The organism is Candidatus Kapaibacterium sp., from assembly GCA_023957315.1.
In the GTDB taxonomy this organism is placed as follows: Bacteria; Bacteroidota; Ignavibacteria; order Kapaibacteriales; family UBA2268; genus PGYU01.
Map to the genome: position 1 here is coordinate 273,897 of JAMLHE010000004.1, position 19,862 is coordinate 293,758.

Consider the following 19,862-nt stretch of genomic DNA (forward strand, 5'->3'; position numbering starts at 1 on the left):
AGGATTATACAATTTATAAAAAATATTAAAGAGAAAGAAAATGAAATTATTATTCAGCATCATTTTAACAATCACTTTTCTATTCACAGAATTAAGAGCTGAATGGAATGATTGTCATGGACCTTTTGATGGGAAAGTTGAGTTAATTAAAATTTTAGATAACGGAATATACTTTTGTGTAACACCGAGTTTATATGCAACTTTCAATGATGGTTTGACTTATGGAGTAAACAATTTTCGCGTTGGAAATGATACTACTATTATAAGGGATATTGCAAAATCTGAGGTGGACTGGGAAAGTCAAAGATTTTATTATGCTACAAACGCTGGATTGTATGAGGAGCGGGGGATTGATGTGCGAAACATATCCTATCCCGATTATTATAGTTATCCTTGGGATTGTTATAAAATCACCGGAACTTCACACTTCATAATTTTGTCGGCAGAAGGCATATTTAGCTACAATCGTTATGATGAATATGAAATGAGACGTGTAAAAGATATTAATGCTTTTAATTACATTCATATTGGGACTGAAATTTTCGCCGCTACACGAGATGGAATTTACAAAATGCTCCAAGATGATAAATGGGATATTATAAAATTTGATAAGAGCTTTATTGTTAATGATTTCAAATATTTTGGTACTAAAGTTATAGCTGGAACAAGTGAAGGATTATACTACAGTAACGATTCTTGTAAAAGCTGGTGATCTTCCCCCAGTTTTGTGTACACAAATATAAGAGATTATTTGTTACTAAAATTGTTGTTCAAATTTTAACAGATAAATATCATCCAAACCATAATCATATTCAGCTATAGAATACTTATTGTATACTCAATATCATCATCTTCAGCTTCACCTCTGTTTTAAATCGTTTGGTAAACTAATTCCATTTTTAATGTATGGAAAAATGTTTCTGTTATTGTTATTTCTTCTACTCATGCTACTTGCGATATATGATTATTTTCAGCAGATTGCGCACTGTTGCTGGTGGCGCCAATACCTCATCTGAGGAAAAATCAATCCTTGGCTTGGGCTTCCTTTCCGCATTGACCTTTCATCGCATCGCAGCAAACGCTTATTAATCTAGTCAACTGCTAGCCGATTATCTGTTGTCTTGTAAATATGTCAATTACAACGACTAGATAAAGCCAGCTCTCCGTGTCCAGATATATGTTATATCCGGGATGCCCATACTTTATTTGGGCTTTTATTGCTGTAAAAATTTGCTTTAATTGATTCTCAGCCACCGGAAGACTATGATTTGAATTGGTAGAAGCGTTTTTAAATTTTCGCTACGATCGGATTTTAAAGATTGCTCTCGTCAGTCTTGCAACCTTGTTCTTACCTCATCATGATGCTCTTTGTTGATGCAATGCCCAGGTTATTCTTAAGTGACCCTGTAGTCTGTAGTTATTCTTTTCAAATATCTCCTTTATTTCTTTATTAATTAATTTTGACCATCTGATTGCTTGTTTTACCTTGCTTGTATTTATAAAGATTCTACGTCTTCGGCATATTCTCAATACTGCATATTCTGAGCAGTGCTTTTCCACAGCGAGTATTTATTCTATTCTTTGAAAATATGCCGAGTGCTTTTTTTAATATGTTCCTGCTCTTTAAAACCTCGATTCTCTCGCTTAAGCCTTGTGTTTCGAATCAGGGCTGGTGTCCTTTATCAATGCACTCTTCAAATATCTTTCAAATACCGTTGCTTCCAGATGCAAGGTATTTCTTTTGTTTTATATCAAGTTCTTCTTGATAATCTTTATTCTGCTTTTGTTTGCTTAATATCAGTTTTACAGTATTTATTTTAAATTTTGTCGTATGTTCTTTACTTTTTCCATTTTTGACCTCCGTTTTTCTCAAATCTAACTAGTTTTCTATATATCTCTTTTCCTAATGTCCACTCTATTGGGGGAAGGTCATGGCATTTTGAAGAAACTTTAGGCAAAAAAAATGTGAATGTATTGTATTACAGTGAATCTCGTATATATGCCGGAACGTCGGCAGGATTTTTCAGTTTTGATGACAATTTGGAAAACATCACAAATCTTAGTGCAAATCTAACATTTTTGGATGTTTTGAGTATGGTTATCAGTAAAAACAAAATTTTTATCGGAACAAATGGTGCAGGAGCTTATTATAGAGAGTTGGATGAAACAGAATGGAAAAATACTGGTGACTTTACTAATATAAACAGACTCAGACATTTTAACAACTTGATGTACTCTTGTAACCGAAGCGGCTTACATATAAGTAATGATAGTGGTTTAAAATGGCAAATCTATAGCTTTATCGGTCATGATGTAAAGGATTATTACCAACTCAATGATGTTTCTTTTGTTCTATTTTCCGAAGGGGTCTATAGGAAGAACCAAAAGGACGATGAATGGAGCATAATTTTACGAAGTGCTGATTTAGAGTCGAAAATAAAATTCACATGTCTAACTGGAAACAATGATAAACTCTATCTTGGTACTAATATGGGATTATATTCGAGTGATAATTTGGGTGAATCATGGATAAAGGTATCCAAAGAAATCAATATTTTAAACACAATTATAGATCAAGACGAAATATTTGTTATCGCATCGGATGGATTATACAAAGCGAACATTCAATCAGATTCTTTTAGTTTGAGTAAAACTTTTTCATCATCATGGATCAAGTCAGTAGCTTCCCACATGAAGAATGTGTATCTATCAAATGGAACTAGATTATACAAATCAAGTGATAGAGGTATTACATGGGATGAGATAACAAAATCCGATGTAGTTGGTTTCTATGATATATCAATAACGGAAAACTGTATATTTGTCGGGTCAAATTATGGTAAAATCTTGCTAAGTTATGATAATGGAAATACTTGGCATATTGACAGTAGTCTTGCAAATGAAAAATATCATACATCATTTACATATGGTTATGAGAACTACATTTTTACTTCATATAAATATCAAGGTCAAATTAAGCACCTTCGACGGGCAGAATTATCTTCGATCGTTTCCGGGATAAAGGAAAATTCACCTTTACATCAACCATATTCCATCCACCCCAATCCCGCAAGTGAATATATTGAGATAAGTTCCCCACATATCAACCCTACGGTTAACCGTAGGGTTGATGAAGGTTCAGAAATTAAAATCTACAATACATTGGGGGAATGCGTTCTTACCGAACCAATTCATCCGATGACTCTCAGTCATCGGATGAATGTAGAATCTCTGCCTCGTGGAGTGTATTACCTCCGTATCGGCAATAGGACGCAGATGTTTGTGAAAATGTAAAAAAAGATGTGCCACACCTCCGAGGTGTGGCACATCTGAACCAAAAAAATGCTATATAATAATCTATTGTTTGCTGATTAGTTCCATCGCTTGTTTGATTGTTGCTTTGACGTGTTCGGCTGATTTGGTGAACATTGCTTGCTCGTCGGAAGTCAATTTTAGCTGAATGATTTCTTCAATGCCATCTTTGCCGATTTTAATCGGAACACCGACGCATACATCGCCAATGCCATATTCGCCGTCTAATAAGACTGTACATGGCAAAATGCGCTTTTGGTCTTTGATGATTGCTTCTGCCATTTCGACTGCGGCTGTTCCGGGAGCGTAATATGCAGAACCGGTTTTCAAGAAGTTCACGATTTCGATTCCACCGTTGATAGCACGGTTTACGATTTCGTCAATTTTTTCCTTCGATAACAATTCTGTGACAGGGATTCCGGCAACTGTTGTATAGCGTGGAAGTGGAACCATTGTATCGCCATGACCGCCGAGCAATAGTGCTTGGATGTCGCGCATCGAATAGCCCGTAGCCATCGAAATAAATGAGCGATAACGCGCTGTATCTAAGATTCCTGCCATGCCGATTACTTTGTGTTTGGGCAATCCTGTCACTTGAAGCGTTACGTATGTCATTACGTCAAGTGGGTTTGAAACAACGATAAAATACGCATCAGGTGAGTATTTGACTGCTTGGCTGACGCATGACGAGACGATTGCGGCATTTTTGACCAACAAGTCATCACGGGACATTCCGGGTTTGCGAGCTAATCCCGCAGTCATGATTACGATATGCGAACCGGCAGTTTCAGCATAATCGTTAGTGCCGTGAATTCTGGCGTCTGATTGCAAAATTGGCATAGATTCGTACATATCCAAAGCTTTCCCTTTGGCAATTCCTTCATCAATGTCCACCATGTAGATATCGTTTGCTAATTCTTTGTTTGCAAGGATTTGAGCAACTGTTGCGCCTACGTTTCCGGCGCCGATAACTGTAACTTTCATTTTATTCTCCAAATGTATAAAAATGTAAACTAAATAAGTCTTGTTATTACTTCAATTTCACTGCTCTTTCGGCATAAGCATCTTCAGTTTCGTAAACTCTGATTTTCAGCGAGTGAAGATTGTCGAATGATGCGAATTCCTCTCGAGCAATTTCGAGGAAAAATGTGACGATATTCTCGGATGTTGTCAGATAATCTATGACATAATGTTTGAATCCTTGCGATTTGAGAAAATTTATGACTTCAACATCATCTTTGTCGCACAAAAAAGCGTGGTCTAATTGCTGCAAAATTGGCTTGAAAATCTTGTCTATTTCATAATAATCCACTACCATAGCCTCGTTGACTAAAGTGCCTTCCAATTCGATAATCAATTTATAAGTATGCCCGTGAATGTTTTTGCAAGGACCTTCGTGGAACGGAAGCCTATGGCTCATTTCCCACTTATATTCTTTCCCGATTTTCGTCAGTTCCAATTTTTAACTCCTTTTGTAATTCGCTTTGATGGTGGATGTCATCCCACCGCGAGCCTTCCATTCAGTCACGATTTCCATCTCTTTGGGGTTGCAAGCTGCAACCAATTCATCAAGGATAAGGTTTGTGACTGCTTCATAAAAGATTCCTTTGCTTCTGAATTCGAGAAAATAGTATTTCAATGATTTCAATTCCAAGCAAATCCCATCGGGAATATATTTGATAGTCACTGTACCGAAATCCGGCAAACCTGTCTTAGGGCAAACTGAAGTAAACTCCGGATTGACGTGTGTAATTTCGTAATTACGATTTGGGTTTGGGTTTTCGAAAGTTTCAATAGTCATGTAAACTCCAATAAATAAAATCTTGTTAAGCAATATTATATATAGCAAATTTATCACAATTTGTAGATATTATAAAATTAATCGGGCAGAAAAATCAATTTATTACAAAGAATTTTCGAACTGCGGTGTAAGGACCTGAACTCATCGTAACAAAATACATCCCGCCGGAATATCTTGATAGGTCAATTAGATGTGTATAGAAGCCTTTTTTGAGAACATTATCTGCAATAGTTTCAACTAACTCACCGGTTGAATTGTAAACTCGAACTTGTGTTTGGCTTTCAATAGCAACGGTATAATTCAGTTCAGTTCCCCCACTATTCTTTAATACGACTTGTTCAGTCCATATATCGTAAACATGATTGGGGATAATAAGATTGCGAATGTGACTGCCACAATAGGACATATACATTTGTCCGGGATTGAGCTTATATACAGTACAAGAATCCGTTGCATAGAAAGTGGCGTCATAAATATCAACATCTAAAATGCCGGAATCACCAAGCATCACTATAAATCCGGGCTTAATGATATCATCGCCAAAAAGCAAATCACGGTCTCCCTCCCCCCAAATATGCAATAAATTATATTTATCATCAAGTGGGATAAGTTTTGCGTTGAGTGTATGCCAATCAGCAATGCCTATGCCGGGCTCCACTTGGTCAATATATATCAAATCGTTTTTGCCGAATTTAAGGGTTATATCAAATTTCCTAATCCCCAATTCCGCTAAATTATCAGAAACCAAGGAAATCGGAAATTCGCGATTCATGGGGAATTTCTCTCTGAGCAAAGTCAACATTCCCGGAACAACATTGTTGAGTGTATCGAGCTTGACGGCTAAATCATATTTCCGTGTAGTTGCTTTCAGTATTGCTGTCGCAGTATCAACATCTGAGAAAACCCTAACTACAGCTTCGAAATTATTTTTGAAATAGACATCAGGTTTGAAAGTTACATCAACTTCGTAGTTGTCGCCGGGTTGAAGTATCACAAATTCATTATCAAATTCTTCTAAATCAAGTTCAAATGCACCAATATCACCGGAAATAATTTTCATATCCAATATAAATGCTTCTTTATCGGTGCTGATATTACTAAGTTTCAATTTCCCGGTTGATTCTGCACAATGAATAACATTATCAAAAAGCAGATTTTCGAATGCAAGCACTTTGTTATAGCCCTCGCCTGTGAGATAGACAATGGTGGTATCATATCTCAAGGGGTCAGTTTTACCTATGTATGCATCGTGATAGATGACAACTTTGATGCTGCGATGCCCTGCACCTTCAGGACGGAAAACCACAGGTAGCCGTAAGGAACTGTTGCGGTAAAGGACAATATCTCTCGGGAAAGCAAAAGTAAATATAAAATCATTGATTCCCTGAAACTCAGTCTTTTCGATTTCGATTTTTTTTATTTTTAGGTCAGCGGTCTCTGAAAAAGAACGTATATATACAAATCCGGTATCGGAGCTAACATTATTTACAAGAGTTCTTTCGGCAAAATTATATCCTTTCGCAAATAATTTAGGCAAATATGCACTTCCCCGAACATAATTAAACATCGGGATGCTCTTAACACCTTGTGTTGTAGTCTCCAAATTGATGCGGATTTCTGAATAACCCTCATTCACTGGTGTATATTGAACCGGAATCAGCAATTCGGTTATTTTATCTGTTCCCGATGTGTTTTTAGGATAAATTGTGATAGGCTTGTTTGAAGTTGGGAAAAGCGACGCTTTTTGAGATAAAATCCTAAACTCGGTAGAAGCTTTGTCGAGGAAAACATTTGTCAAATCAATAGGGTTCTCACTATCGTTGCGTATGACAATGAATTTTTCTAATGTATCGCCAACTCTCAATGAGCCAAAGTTGACAGCTAAGAAATGTACTCCCGGGAAATAGGCAATTGCTCTTAATTTGCAAATGCTGTCAGTCCCGGTGGCATTACTTCTGAAAACAACTTCATCGAAGAATTCGCCCTGCTGAGTAGGTTCGAAACAAATTGATTTGAAATAGATTTCTGATGTGGGTATAACGACCCGACCTTTGATTGGAGAAGCCATCGTTTCCACAACATGGTATGGACCATCAATGTCGGGCGGTAAATAATCTTTGATTATTAAATGTCCGTTACCTCGATTATAAATTCTAATTCCGGGCGCTAATGGTGGCTCATCATTACATAATTTTGAACCGATTGCTACGGCTCCGAAATCAATATCGTCAACTTGAATATAAGGCTTGACGCCATAACCGAACATTTCGGTAACGAACTCAAGGCAATTTGTTTTAACAATTAGAGAGTCAAAATCAAAATCATAAGAATTCGTATTTTCAACAGGGCTATATTCAATTTTGATTTTTATAGTTTCATTAGCTTCTATAAATCGAATATCCGGCTCTATAGATACAATTTTAAAAACTGTGCTGTTAAGCAATCGTAGTTCTTTAATTTCGATTGGAAAATCGCTGATATTGGTCAACTTAGTTTCTAATTGGGCACTATTTCCGATAAAAACATTACCAAAGCTCAAATTCGTCGGAGCTAATTCTAATAATTCAGGTATATATCGTACTGAATCGAATATGAAATTGTTATTTGGGGAAGCATCGTCATACACAGCAAAAACTGCATGTGCTTTCTTATACTTATTATCAACTGACATTGTGAATGAAAAGCGTGTATTCTTTTTGCCGGGTATGAAGTCCGAATTTAGTTTAATTTCGGAAATATTTTCTGACACTGTACGAAAAAGAATTGGCTCGTTACTAATCCCTGCGTCGAGATTGAAAGTATCGGCATTCAGTGGGAAATTACGAATCTCAGTGACTACTACGGCAAACTCTCCGCAACCGGAATTTTTATGTATTTGGGGTGGAAGTATGTCAACAGTATCAATTTGAGACACAAGAATGGTGCTTGGCAATACGAACAAAGTTGCCAATATTTGCAGATGCAAACTTTTTAACCACGATTTCAGTTTGCTAAACATTTTTACCACTCAGTATGTTATATATAGTATAAACACATGAAAGTGAAAAAGATTACACTAAAAAAGGAAAAATCACAAATATTTTTTCAATAACTCTATCAAATCTTGAATTTCGAATGGTTTTGATATGTAATCATCACAACCGGCAGCAATAGCTTTATCTCTATCTTCCGAAAAAGCATAGGCTGTGACGGCTAATACAGGAAGTCTATATCCGGCACTACGAATATGGTGAACTGCTTCATAGCCTGTCATAACCGGCATTTTCAAATCTAACAGTAGAATCCAAAATTTATTGTTGCTTCCAACTAACTCAACCGCTTCTTTGCCATTATGGGCTCTGATGACTTCCGCACCAAGTTTGATAAGAACACGTTCAAGAAATTTATAGTTAAACTCTTCGTCTTCCGCTATAAGAATGGTTTTACCGTTCAAATCTATCATTATTTGCTCCCGAGTCATTTTTTTCTAATTCAAAACTATTTCAATTACAAAGTTAATCAAAAACTTCTGAAATCAAGCCTATTATTCGATTTAAAAATGAGCGAAAAAGATAAGTTATGAGACTTCATTCTGTACGAATTTTAATCATAAGTTTGAAGATTAGAAAATAAGTACGCAATGTAGGCAATATAAATCAAAAGCAACACTGCACCATTCATCCTGCTTATTCTCATTCCCATCAAAGCCATTGGAACAATAATAACCGAAGTGGCAATCATAACACCGTAATCCAAGTAGCTGATACCGCTTGTATTGATTGAATAAAACAATCCGGTAACGCCGAGTATCATAAGTAAATTAAAAATATTGGAGCCAATTGCATTTCCAATTGAAATATCTCCTTCATTTTTGATTGAAGCCACCACTGAAGTTGCCAATTCGGGCAAACTTGTACCAAAGGCTACGACAGTCAATCCTATCACAGCATTCGAAGCGCCAATATACTTGGCAATCCTGATAGCACCCTCGAGGAAAGTATGAGCACCCAGCATTAGAATAACCAAGCCTGCAATGATGAGTAGTATATCCAAAATGGGCTTATCAGTTTTAGACTTGGGAATATCGAGGTCGTCTAATTCAATTTTTTTATTATTTTTCTTAGAAAGCCAAACATTGTAGTAAATATAGGCAAAAAGTAAAATCACAAGTATTACACCTTCAAATTGCGAAATTTCACCATCAATTATGAAAAAAAACACTAAAATCGAAAAAGCTATCATAATCGCAATATCGGTTTTGATTAATTGCATTTTGACTTGAATTGGTCTGATTAATGCCGCAACACCAAGTATGAGTGCAATATTGCATATATTTGAGCCGATTACGTTGCCAATTGCTATTTCGCTACTACCTTGATAAGCAGCTGATAAACTCACAACTAATTCGGGGCTGCTGGTGCCAAATGCAACCACAGTCAGCCCAATTATCAGGGGTGTAATCCCAATTCGGAATGCAAGTTTGACAGAGCCTTTGACTAAGCCCTCTGCCCCATAGTACAACATGACAGTCCCCAAAATCAATAATGCAATTGCAAACGGAATCGAATCAGTAGATATATCCATATTATTAAGTGTTTTTTAAATATATAGTGACGAAATTTTGCTTAAATATTACTTCACTCAGCAAGTTTGCGAATTCGTTCGACAACCGGCGGATGTGAATAATTCAGCAAAACATAAAAAGGATCTGGAACCGGGTTTGACAAATTATCCGTACTGAGTTTTTTCAGAGCTTCGATTAGATGCGTACCTTTGCCAATCAACTTTTTCGCAAAATTATCAGCTGCAAATTCATTTCGGCGCGATAGTGAATTCATCGCAACTGATAAGATGCTTTCAATCGGCGAAAACAGTATTCCGAAAAAAATCAACCCGGCATAGATTGGCATATTTGTCATATAAAAAGCGGAGTACAGCATTTCCGATTGTAAAATTTGCCCCAAAAGAAAAAACAAAACGAAGGTATGAACTATACCGATTGCCATACCTTGAGTGATATGCTTCAGTTTGTAATGTCCGATTTCGTGAGCTAATACTGCCACGAGTTCCTCTTCAGAATGATTTTGAATCAGTGTGTCATAAAGAGCAATTCGTTTGTTCTTGCCGAACCCTGTGAAAAATGCGTTCGATTTGGTTGAGCGTTTGGAACCATCAATCACGAAAATATTCGTGAGTGGGAATTTTGCCTTTTCAGCCATAGCAGTAATTTTATCACGTAGCGAGCCCAATTCGAGCGGTACAAATTTGTTGAAAAGTGGCATAATCCAAGTCGGAGCAATATATGACAAAATGAATGATATTGCCGTAACAAGCAAAAAACCGATTAGCCAAGCACTATTGCCAAGTTCGCCAAACACCCATAATATCGCTGCGAGAATAGGCAAACCGATTAGCATAGACAGCAACGTTGATTTGAGCAAATCAAGTACGAATGTTTTGGCTGTCATTTTGTTAAATCCATATTTGGCTTCAATCACAAAAGTTGAATATATGGAAAATGGCAATCCGATTAGAAATTGGGCAAAAACCAGGATGCCGATGAATAGCAACCCGCGATAAATTTCGGAATCTGTAATGCCTGATACGACAGACTCTAAATACGGGAAACCACCCATAAACCAAAATAGAGGGAAAGCAATCAAGCCCAAAGCATCGGATACTGAAGACATATTGAGCCTATCGGAGTAATATGACTTCGCTTTCGAGAATTGCTCATCAGTATATATATCAGCTAACTCCGGAGGGACGACCGAAGCAAACATCTTCTTTTTGTTCAAATGCTCAGAAACGAGCGAAATAATGAAATTTACAACTAAAGTTACTAAGATTATAACAGCAATTATGTTCAAAATAAAACTCCGATAAAAATAAATTTGACTATTACAGAAAAAAATGTTAAAATTAAATTCGTTACAAATGTAAAACTAAGAAAACTATTTAAAATGATGCAAAAATTACGAATAATTCTATTATTGATGTTAATCCCAACAGGCATTCTAACTGCCCAAACACCTGATTGGCTTGAAGACATTACAAACAAAGTTGGGCTCGATGACGTTTCAGTATCACGTATATGGGTAGCCGATATTGATGGCGACAACTATCCGGATTTGATTTTAGGCGGACCAAAGGCAACGCACAACACATTGAGAGTGTTCTTGAACCGCCCGGGCACAGGTTTACCCGGTGACCCGAGTAGAATTTTTGTAGAGTTTACCGAGGAATCGGGTATCAATCAAACGCGCGACGGAAGCGACCGTTTGCGGATTTCCGATGTTGCTGCATTGGCAGACGTGAACAACGACGGGCATATTGACATTGTAACAAGCATATATTACCACAGATTCACAGGATATAAAGGTGAAAATGACCCGGGCGATAGAACCGAGGTATTATTAAACGATGGAACGGGGAAATTTACACTTTACAAATTATCGGGTTTGAATACAATTCAATTAGACCCGATTTTGCCACAAGGCTTGATAAACACTTCGGGAATCGCATTCCTTGATTACGATTATGACGGCAATATTGATATGTACTTTTCGACTTGGTTTACCGATTATTACGCGAGTACAGCTGATGTGAAACAATTGGATGTGTTGTTTAAAGGCAATGGCGACGGTTCGTTCACTCGTGTTAATGATGCTGCTATTAATTCTGTTCGTGAGCCGATGTATGGAGTAAATGTCACTGATTGGAATAATGACGGTTGGCAGGATATCATCACATCGCCGTATTGTCGCAGCACAGGCAGCATATTCGCTAACAATGGCGACGGAACTTTCCGCGATGCAACATCAGAAGCAAATTACAGCGCCCAACATTTGCTACGGAACGGTCCCGGACTTTTGTGCCAATGGGAAGCCAATCCCGCAGATTTTGACAATGACGGCGATATGGATTTACTACAAGTTTTAGTTCATGGCGGTTATGGAGCCGGAGTGGGTAGAACTACAATTGCTGTAAACGGTGGTGCAAAAAATGGTTATAGATATGAATGGGATGTGAATTTGCTAAAGCGAGATGCGCCACTAAACTCACATCTCGGTGACATGGGTGCTACGTGGTTCGACATTGATAATGATGGCAAACTCGATGTAGCAATCGGTCAGATGTCATACCCACAAGCGAATCTCGAAGGACAAGAACGCCTTTATATACTTCAACAAAAGGAAGACAAGAGTTTCGAAGATATTTCCAAGAAGCTGGGGATTTTCTTCAGCATGAAGGAAGGGCATTCGATGGAGCCGATTGATTTCGATTTAGATGGCGACCAAGACTTAATCGTAACTCGTCAGGCTCGCGATACTTTGCTAATTGATACAGTCATAAATGGTCAAGCTCAACAAATAAAAGTGCCACGAGCATATATGGCAATCGTTTTACTTGAAAATAAAATTGGGAATGCTAATAATTGGGCAGGGATAAACCCCAAGATGCCTGCGGGAGTCAATCAATCAGGCATCGGTACTCGAGTAACGGTTCACTCCGGAGAGTTGAACCAAATGCGTGAGCTACAAGCAGGTCTGGGGCATTTTTCTAACCAACAACCATTTTTGCAAACAATCGGAATGGCACAAAAAAATAGAATTGATTCGATTACTATTCGATTGCCTGAGAAAAATTTACAAACTGTTAAAGTTTACAATCCACCGATGAATTTGAATTTGGATATTTTGCCAAATGGTACTTACAATATTATAAAAACTTGGGCAGAACCACAAGCTATCATTGCCTTCAAACAAGCAAAACTTGATTTCGGGACAGTCAATGAAAATGAAAATAAAAGCTCGGAATTAGTAATTCAAAATATTGGTGATGCGGATTTGGTGGTCGAAAATTATTCAATTTCAAAGTTGTCGCCAATCTACGAGTTCACTAAAGTTCCGGCTGGGTTTACATTAGCTCCCGGAGAGGAACTAAGCATCGGCGCAAAATTTAATCCCGATAAGCGGGGCTTGTTTATAGGCGAAGTCGAATTCATTTCAAATGCTATAAACGGTACCCGCCGTGGCTACGATTTGGAAGGATATGGGTTTGCTGACCAACCAATGATTGCCGTTAATCAAAATTCTGTAGATTTCGGAATAGTTCATATAGACACACCCCGAGTGATGGAATTAATAATTGAAAATTTCGGAGAAATAGCATTAGAAATTGAATACATAGATATACTCGGCAACAAAGATGCTGTGTTTGAGGTGCTCGACGGGCAAAGTTTTGTGGTAGAAGCCAAAAGCGAAGAAATAGTTCGAGTCAAATTTTCGCCAATTGAATATATTGATTACAATGCAAGTTTGAAAATAGGTTCAAATGCCTATAATCATAATGAAGTGTCAGTGAGTTTGAGCGGAACAGGCGACGGACCGCGACCGGATTTGGCTGCTGAAGAATCATATGATTTCGGGACGGCTGAAATAGGCAGTTTCAAAGACATGGATGTGCAGTTAGGGAATTCCGGAGGTGGAATATTAACCATCGAGAAAATTGATATTTTATTAAACAATGGCATTTTTGAACTGCTTGATTTCAATCCACCATATGATTTGGGAGCGAACGAAAGTATGAACGTAAAAGTTCGATTCAAACCCAAACAAGCATCATCAATAAGCAAACCTGTGGATATCACTACTACTTCATTCTTCCAGAAAGTTCGCAGAGTGTCATTCACCGGCATAGGTTATGACCCGTCGTCAGTTGAAGACCATTGTTGTTCGCACGAATTAAACATAGAATATTATCCAAACCCGACAGTCCAAGCCGGTTTTGTCCAGATTCACAATGCAAATCCAAATTATCCGATTGAAATCATCATAAGCGACGAAAGCGGACGTTTTGTTAGCCAATCAACTCATAATGCGATGGGAAGCGGGCTAATTACGCTAAATACCGAAAGCCTAAGTTCGGGAGTATATTATATCCAAATTTACAATGGCATCAAAAACGAAACACTGAGAATGGTGAAGGTGAGGTAGAATAAAACTATGCTTACACAAGAACTTGCAATAGAAAAGGTAAAATCCTTCGTAAGAGAACTTATCGAAAATGGAGTTCATATCGAAAGAATCTATCTTTACGGTTCATATTCGAAGAACTGCCAAACAAAAGATTCAGACATAGATTTAGCCTTAGTATCGGGTGAATTTACAGGATTCGGATTTGAAGACAGAAAATTGTTATCCTCAGTCGGTATTAAGAAAGATTATCTTGATATTGAAACCAAGACATTTTCAACAGAGTCATTTACCAATGGTAATCCTTTCTATGAGGAAATAATTGCTACAGGAATTGAAATCGTTGTCAATTGAACAATTAATCCCCCCACCATCAATACTTATTCGGCAAATCTTTGTCTAAAACATAGATGCTGACCTGTGTGGCACCAATCTCGCTATAGCCGAACTTCGATTGAAGGTTTTCTATCATATAATTAACGTCACGTTTCAGTCGTTCGTCATAAGTTTGGAATTGGCTTGACCCGTAATCCAAAATTGCACGACGGAAATTTTCATTCTTTGCATATGGAGCGAGTGCATTTTCTTTCAAATTTCGGGTATATTTTTCGAAAAGGGCTTTGAACAGCTTGGTTTCAAACACCGTCTTCCCTTCCAAACGAATTTCTTGGGACAGTGTATCGGAAACATATTCGTTGAATGTGTCGCGTCGTAGAGCTTTTTGAGTAGTTGGAGTGGCTGATTTGCCTAAAATTCTCGCTTCAAAAGTCTCAAGATATTCCTCAGTTACAACAATTACGTCACCCGTGGTTTCGTTCCTCTTTGTGTCGCCAATTTCGAAGTTAATTGCAAATAGGTAATTGGCAATATCATCGGAAATGTGCTTTTTGTTGAAGAAATAAATTGCTTCTTTGACTTGCTGCAATACATCGTAATCGTACAAATCAATCAGCTTTTCGATGAAATCATCGGGTACATCAACGTCGGCGTCCTCTTTTTTATTCTCGAAATATTTCTTAACATCATCCATTGTAATCAATCTTTTGGAATTGCGATGCATTGAGTAAAATTCGTTGAAGACCCACAGTGAACGTCTGCCGGAAATCCCTTTTCTGCCTTCCATTTCCGATTGCGCCAATACATCCTTCCGCATCGCTTTATTGAATCTTTTTATATCGTCTTCGCTGAGCCATTCAGGAATTTTACCGTTATAGATTTCCATCTTTAGCAATAAAAGGTTTTTATCGAGATATTTCGAATATTTATCGGGCTTATTTATCCATTTTTTCAATGCGGGTGCATCATTTTCTAAACGTGTTGCGATGATAATTTTTGCAAAATTCGACAAAATTCCCGGCAAAAAACTATGCAAAATTGATTCGTTGAATTTTTCGGTATAAATTGCAACTTCGGTGTTGTAATCAAGCACATAAGGAATGTTGACATTGATGATTCTGTCCTGGAATGATTTTATATCAACATAATGAATTTTATCTTCCGGATTAACCAATCCGATAAATAGAGTCCTGATATATTCTTCGGTCAAATCTACTTTGTGAACACCGTCGCTTATAATTCCATGGTAAGCTTTCAATCGTTCAACGTTATGTTCCTTAATATCCATCAAAGCTAAAACGCCGTTGTTGGTCTTTGCTAAATATGAAAATGCGTAGTTGACTTCGTCATTTTTGAGCAAGTCATTTATCATATATTGCAATGATGGTTTGGATAAATTCTCCCTGCAAAGCGGGTCGCCGGGATTGAAAACACTGATGCCTTCGCCCAATTGACGATTATAATAATTTTTGCGAGCATTCATCATGCTGAAGACTGCAAGTGGGTCGCCAAGCCTGTCCATTAGTGTTTTGGAGATTGAACTACAAATTGAACAAGGTACATCTTTGAAAATCCATTCATATTCCCTATTATTGAACATTTTCAGTTTGAAATCCCCTTCGGGTATTAGTTCATCAAGGAATTGCCTCCGGAATGGCTTTGGAATTTGCAATATCGGATGGTCATGATTCGGACATGAAAATTCGAGATATTTTTCGGGAAAATTTAATATTGATGTATTTGCGGCTTCCTTCTTTTCTTTATGCTTTTCCTCTTCTATCCTATACTTTTGCATTTCTTTAGATTGGAATCCACCGAGTTGTTCGATATCGAGCCTCCAATAAGTTTTGTAAGATACGCCTTCGGGTTTCTTGGTATATTCTTCAAACTTGTGGAGTAAATTATTCAAAAAAGTGCTTTTGCCGCTTCCGGGAGGTCCCTCGAATATATATATTCGATTTGTATTGGAGCCTTTGCGAAAGTCATTGATAAGATTCATGAAGCGATTTGCAAATAATCTATCCGAGAAAAAAGGGTCGTCGCATTCATGTGCTAACAATTTAGATGTATCATAATCAATAAATCCAATATGCTCGGTGTCACGAGTAAAATCATCCTTCCCGTCCGGAACGTAATGATGCACCATGTCATGAAATAGTTGATATATATTTCGGAACACTAATTCGGGATTTTTCGATGATAAATACAAAAAATCGTTAAAGGGAATCGGCATTCTTTTTTCCTTTTCCATTATGTTGTTGCTCAAATTTATTAGAGCTTCGAGTCTTTTAGCTTTGGATTGAATCTCGACAAATGTTTCCATGTTTTTCTAAAGATTTCTTTTGGATAATTTTTTATTTTTCATAGTATAAACAACGGGACGAAACTCGAATTTATCTTCCGAGTCTGTGTCTTCAGTCTTTTTGTAGATGTCGGTAGTTTCGAGTATCACAGTGCCTTCGTACATTCCGCCCGTCCAAAGATACTCGATACCTAACAATGTATCTGAAATATATGGCTTATAAAGTTGCTTGCCCTCAAAGGCATGTTTGAGGTACAAAGTCTTGTCATTACTTTTAGCTACATCAACGCTTATTATTGGCGGATGGTACATATTGTCAATGAGCATCTGCTTGTAATCGGTTGCTTTTCGGCTTTTGACGTAATATTCATATGTACCGCGACTTTTATTCATTCTTTTGCCGACAACAAATAGGTCATATTCATCAACAAATTCTTGGTCAACAAAAGTATTAATCAACATAAAATCAGTAAAATTCTTACGTATATCAAATAATACTCTTTTGCCCGAATTCGTTTGTCGGTCATAATTCTCGCGTTTCTCATAATCTTTGATTAGCTGGTAGTTGTAATTTAGTTTGCCTCTGTTGGCAGATTGTTCGATATGTTGAAACAATCTCAGCCCTATAGCATAAGGGTTATAGCCAATGCGACTGATTGAAGTAACTTTGGAGTTAATAACTGCATATTCCGATTCATGACCTTTTATTCTGTCGTCTTTGATAAACAATTCGTCATGCCAATAACTTGCCCAACCCTCATTGATAGTTTTTGTTCGAATTTGTGGCGCAAAGTAAACAGATGTGCTCCGAACGATATTCATGATAGCTTTCATCCATTCATTTTCATCACGATTCAAATAGGGCGAATTATCACGAATGAATTCGAGAATATCTGTAGGTTTTACCTTGTCAACTTTTTGAGATTTTTCATATTTGCTGTCAAATTCGGGATATTTTGATTTGATACCCGAGAAAAAGAGCGATTCGGCAAGGTCGGGATTTTTATCGAAAATATCATTATAACGCTTCACTTCCGAATAAACTTCCCCGGATGTTACCTTAACTTCGGATTGCAAAAAGTCCTCGAAATAATAGTTCAATTTGGAGGACAATTCCATATTAGCGGGGAAATTTTGTTGAGATAAATCTGTAAAATATCCCGATAAATTGTCAATTCCCCTGCAAAATTCTATGATATAATCCACCCAACGTCCATGACTGCTCCTGAGAGTGGCAATCAATCTTTTCTCGGCGAGAGCTTGTCCGACGAAATCATCATTCCAAGTGTGCTCGAAAAATATATTATTTTGAAAGAAATCAACATGACCGAGCACATGATAAAAAATCATGATATTCAGCCAATCGGGGTTGTTGTCATTATAGTAAGAAATTGCCGGGCGAGAGTTAATCACAGTCTCATACGGATTGTGCGGGTATAATTTATATTGCCCTTTGCCTTTGAGTACCTCCACATCGTTCACCCAATAATCGTAAAGAGTCGGAATCATGCCTTTGGGCGATAGTTCAATCAAATCTTGGTTTGTGACTATATATTCGAGTGTTTCGCTTTGGAAATTCAAACCTGCATCTTGAGCGCGCGATTTGCACTCTTCCATGATTTTTTTTGTATCTTGGTCTATTAATTTCATTAGTGTGTTACTCCTTGCTCGACTAATTTCTTAATTCCATCCATGATTCGATTTTCGTCTGCATCTGTAGCCGAGAAACCATCCATCTTAAATATCTCGGGGTGCTGTTTCAACAAACCGGACGATTCGAGATATTTTTCAACCGTCGTTGTTGATGCACCACCCCAAGAATTTCGCGCTACAGTAATACCAACACGATTTGTGGTATTAGCCATTTTTTGCAGTTCTGTAATTGTTAGTTTGCCGTCGGCATCCCAATCATCGCCATCAGTGCCGTAAAAGACGTAAATGTTGTAATCGCGAACTAATTGTTCCTTTTCGATAATTTGATTTACGAGCTCAAATGCAGGAAAAACATTCGTTCCACCCGCAACTGAAGAATTGTGATAAGTATAAAAATCAGGAACTTCCTTTGCAGCTTGGTCATGCAAAATGAATCGTGTTTCGACATTTTCGTTATATTGGTACATCAGCCAACTATAAATCAGCAAATGCTGTGTAGTCACTACTTCAGTAGGTTTTCCTTGCATCGAACCGGAATAATCTCGCAAAAAGAATACAATTGCTTGAGTTTCGAAGTCTTTCTCAGCCGAAAGAATTCTATAAATTTCATCATTAGGATTCAACATCAATTTATCAGGTGAAAATTCTTTGTCGGGGTCTATATTCCCGAGCAAAATATTGGTTTTAATCACATTTTTCAATGTTGCCATTTTGTCGAGAATTTGCCCGAAACGCTTGTTTTTATCAGTCAAATCATATGTGTATTTTGTAAATGACCTCTTTTTGCCTTTTACTTTCAAGTTTGGTAGTTGGAATTTCTCGGTCAAAATCCTCCCTAAATCGAAAGCATCAGAAATGACATCATGCCCGTCTCCTCCACCTTTGCCGGCGCCTTGACCTTCGCCTTCGCCTGGTTGTCCTTCGGCAGATTCTTCGCCAATTACTTCGCCTTCTTCCCCATCGCCGGTGCCACCTGTGGTTTCCTCTTCGGTTGTAATCGAATCGTCATGGTAAAATTTTGGCTCTGTTGTTGTCGGGACAATGATGACTTGTTGCTTTTTTTTGCCGGGTTTGACTAATTTACCCAACTTGATTCTTCGCGGAAAACCATCTTTGTCGCGTTGGTCATCACGAGTTAAAAGTTCGTCCAAAGTTTGCAAAGTCATATTATAACTCGACGAATCAGGCTTCAGCCCTACTGATTCGGAAAATAAATTGTTAGGCTTCGCATCCTCAGATTGGATTACGATTTCATGGCTTCCACCAATCTTTTTTTCCCATTCGATATAATCATCGCTGTTTGTAGCAGAATTATCGAAAATTTTCGTGTTTTCAGATTCTTTTTTCATAGCTTCAATGCCGTTATTCAGTTTTTTATTACGACGTGATATAAAAATACACATTTTTTGACTATGGCAATAATCTTAATCAATTTTATTTCCAAGTGTAGTTTAATGAATTTGATTTGGTAAATTTGCTTGATATATTTAGACAATTTTAA

At 37.4% G+C, this 19,862-nt stretch carries 14 protein-coding genes; 4 read left to right on the forward strand and 10 right to left on the reverse strand.

Features of this window, described 5'->3' with window-relative positions; genetic code table 11:
- The first annotated feature begins 40 nt into the window (after positions 1-40).
- Positions 41-712, forward strand: coding sequence for a hypothetical protein (locus M9949_06385; GenBank protein MCO5251033.1), 672 nt, complete (start codon positions 41-43; stop codon positions 710-712).
- Positions 713-1,974: 1,262 nt separating this feature from the next.
- Positions 1,975-3,294 carry a T9SS type A sorting domain-containing protein gene (locus M9949_06390; GenBank protein ID MCO5251034.1) on the forward strand — a complete coding sequence of 440 codons (1,320 nt, stop codon included), beginning with the start codon at positions 1,975-1,977 and terminating at the stop codon, positions 3,292-3,294.
- Positions 3,295-3,357: 63 nt separating this feature from the next.
- On the opposite strand, the gene mdh is transcribed toward M9949_06390, so the two are convergent.
- From mdh to M9949_06425, 7 genes are all read right to left on the reverse strand, one after another.
- Positions 3,358-4,296: a malate dehydrogenase gene (gene mdh, locus M9949_06395; protein MCO5251035.1), complete on the reverse strand. Its 939-nt coding sequence runs from the start codon at positions 4,294-4,296 to the stop codon at positions 3,358-3,360.
- 46 nt (positions 4,297-4,342) lie between these two features.
- Positions 4,343-4,771, reverse strand: coding sequence for a 6-carboxytetrahydropterin synthase (locus M9949_06400; GenBank protein ID MCO5251036.1), 429 nt, complete (start codon positions 4,769-4,771; stop codon positions 4,343-4,345).
- Positions 4,772-4,774: 3 nt separating this feature from the next.
- Entirely contained in the window at positions 4,775-5,113 is a 339-nt protein-coding gene (queF, locus tag M9949_06405) for a preQ(1) synthase (GenBank protein MCO5251037.1), read from the reverse strand.
- A gap of 94 nt (positions 5,114-5,207) precedes the next feature.
- A complete protein-coding gene (locus M9949_06410) occupies positions 5,208-8,111 on the reverse strand; it encodes a hypothetical protein (protein ID MCO5251038.1) in 2,904 nt (967 codons plus the stop codon).
- 72 nt (positions 8,112-8,183) lie between these two features.
- The gene (locus tag M9949_06415; protein MCO5251039.1) at positions 8,184-8,555 is read right to left on the reverse strand and encodes a response regulator; all 372 of its coding nucleotides are present in this window, start codon (positions 8,553-8,555) and stop codon (positions 8,184-8,186) included.
- A gap of 140 nt (positions 8,556-8,695) precedes the next feature.
- Positions 8,696-9,676: a calcium/sodium antiporter gene (locus M9949_06420; protein ID MCO5251040.1), complete on the reverse strand. Its 981-nt coding sequence runs from the start codon at positions 9,674-9,676 to the stop codon at positions 8,696-8,698.
- A gap of 53 nt (positions 9,677-9,729) precedes the next feature.
- Positions 9,730-10,962, reverse strand: a complete 1,233-nt coding sequence (locus M9949_06425) for a M48 family metallopeptidase (protein ID MCO5251041.1) — start codon at positions 10,960-10,962, stop codon at positions 9,730-9,732.
- A 93-nt stretch (positions 10,963-11,055) separates the two neighbouring features.
- Here M9949_06425 and M9949_06430 point away from each other — a divergent pair, with 93 nt between their 5' ends.
- Positions 11,056-14,091, forward strand: a complete 3,036-nt coding sequence (locus M9949_06430) for an FG-GAP-like repeat-containing protein (protein ID MCO5251042.1) — start codon at positions 11,056-11,058, stop codon at positions 14,089-14,091.
- A 9-nt stretch (positions 14,092-14,100) separates the two neighbouring features.
- On the forward strand, positions 14,101-14,424 hold the full coding sequence (locus tag M9949_06435; protein MCO5251043.1) for a nucleotidyltransferase domain-containing protein: 324 nt from the start codon (positions 14,101-14,103) through the stop codon (positions 14,422-14,424).
- A gap of 19 nt (positions 14,425-14,443) precedes the next feature.
- Here M9949_06435 and M9949_06440 read toward each other — a convergent pair whose 3' ends face one another.
- From M9949_06440 to M9949_06450, 3 genes are read right to left on the reverse strand one after another with little or no spacing between them, the layout of a single operon-like run.
- Positions 14,444-16,729, reverse strand: a complete 2,286-nt coding sequence (locus M9949_06440; GenBank protein MCO5251044.1) for a serine protein kinase PrkA — start codon at positions 16,727-16,729, stop codon at positions 14,444-14,446.
- A 6-nt stretch (positions 16,730-16,735) separates the two neighbouring features.
- A complete protein-coding gene (locus tag M9949_06445) occupies positions 16,736-18,358 on the reverse strand; it encodes a SpoVR family protein (GenBank protein ID MCO5251045.1) in 1,623 nt (540 codons plus the stop codon).
- Positions 18,358-19,710 (reverse strand): DUF444 family protein, encoded by a 1,353-nt coding sequence (locus M9949_06450; GenBank protein ID MCO5251046.1) that lies wholly within the window; start codon positions 19,708-19,710, stop codon positions 18,358-18,360. Before M9949_06450 ends, M9949_06445 begins: the two co-directional genes overlap by 1 nt.
- Between the last annotated feature and the right edge of the window lie 152 nt (positions 19,711-19,862).

What these genes read in the sequence shown, in the direction of transcription:
- M9949_06385 (MCO5251033.1), top strand. Translation starts at nt 41, where the DNA reads ATGAAATTATTATTCAGCATCATTTTAACAATCACTTTTCTATTCACA.
- M9949_06420 (MCO5251040.1), bottom strand. Translation starts at nt 9,676, where the DNA reads ATGGATATATCTACTGATTCGATTCCGTTTGCAATTGCATTATTGATT.
- M9949_06440 (MCO5251044.1), bottom strand. Translation starts at nt 16,729, where the DNA reads ATGGAAACATTTGTCGAGATTCAATCCAAAGCTAAAAGACTCGAAGCT.
- queF (MCO5251037.1), bottom strand. Translation starts at nt 5,113, where the DNA reads ATGACTATTGAAACTTTCGAAAACCCAAACCCAAATCGTAATTACGAA.
- M9949_06415 (MCO5251039.1), bottom strand. Translation starts at nt 8,555, where the DNA reads ATGATAGATTTGAACGGTAAAACCATTCTTATAGCGGAAGACGAAGAG.
- mdh (MCO5251035.1), bottom strand. Translation starts at nt 4,296, where the DNA reads ATGAAAGTTACAGTTATCGGCGCCGGAAACGTAGGCGCAACAGTTGCT.
- M9949_06435 (MCO5251043.1), top strand. Translation starts at nt 14,101, where the DNA reads ATGCTTACACAAGAACTTGCAATAGAAAAGGTAAAATCCTTCGTAAGA.
- M9949_06430 (MCO5251042.1), top strand. Translation starts at nt 11,056, where the DNA reads ATGATGCAAAAATTACGAATAATTCTATTATTGATGTTAATCCCAACA.
- M9949_06445 (MCO5251045.1), bottom strand. Translation starts at nt 18,358, where the DNA reads ATGAAATTAATAGACCAAGATACAAAAAAAATCATGGAAGAGTGCAAA.
- M9949_06450 (MCO5251046.1), bottom strand. Translation starts at nt 19,710, where the DNA reads ATGAAAAAAGAATCTGAAAACACGAAAATTTTCGATAATTCTGCTACA.
- M9949_06410 (MCO5251038.1), bottom strand. Translation starts at nt 8,111, where the DNA reads ATGTTTAGCAAACTGAAATCGTGGTTAAAAAGTTTGCATCTGCAAATA.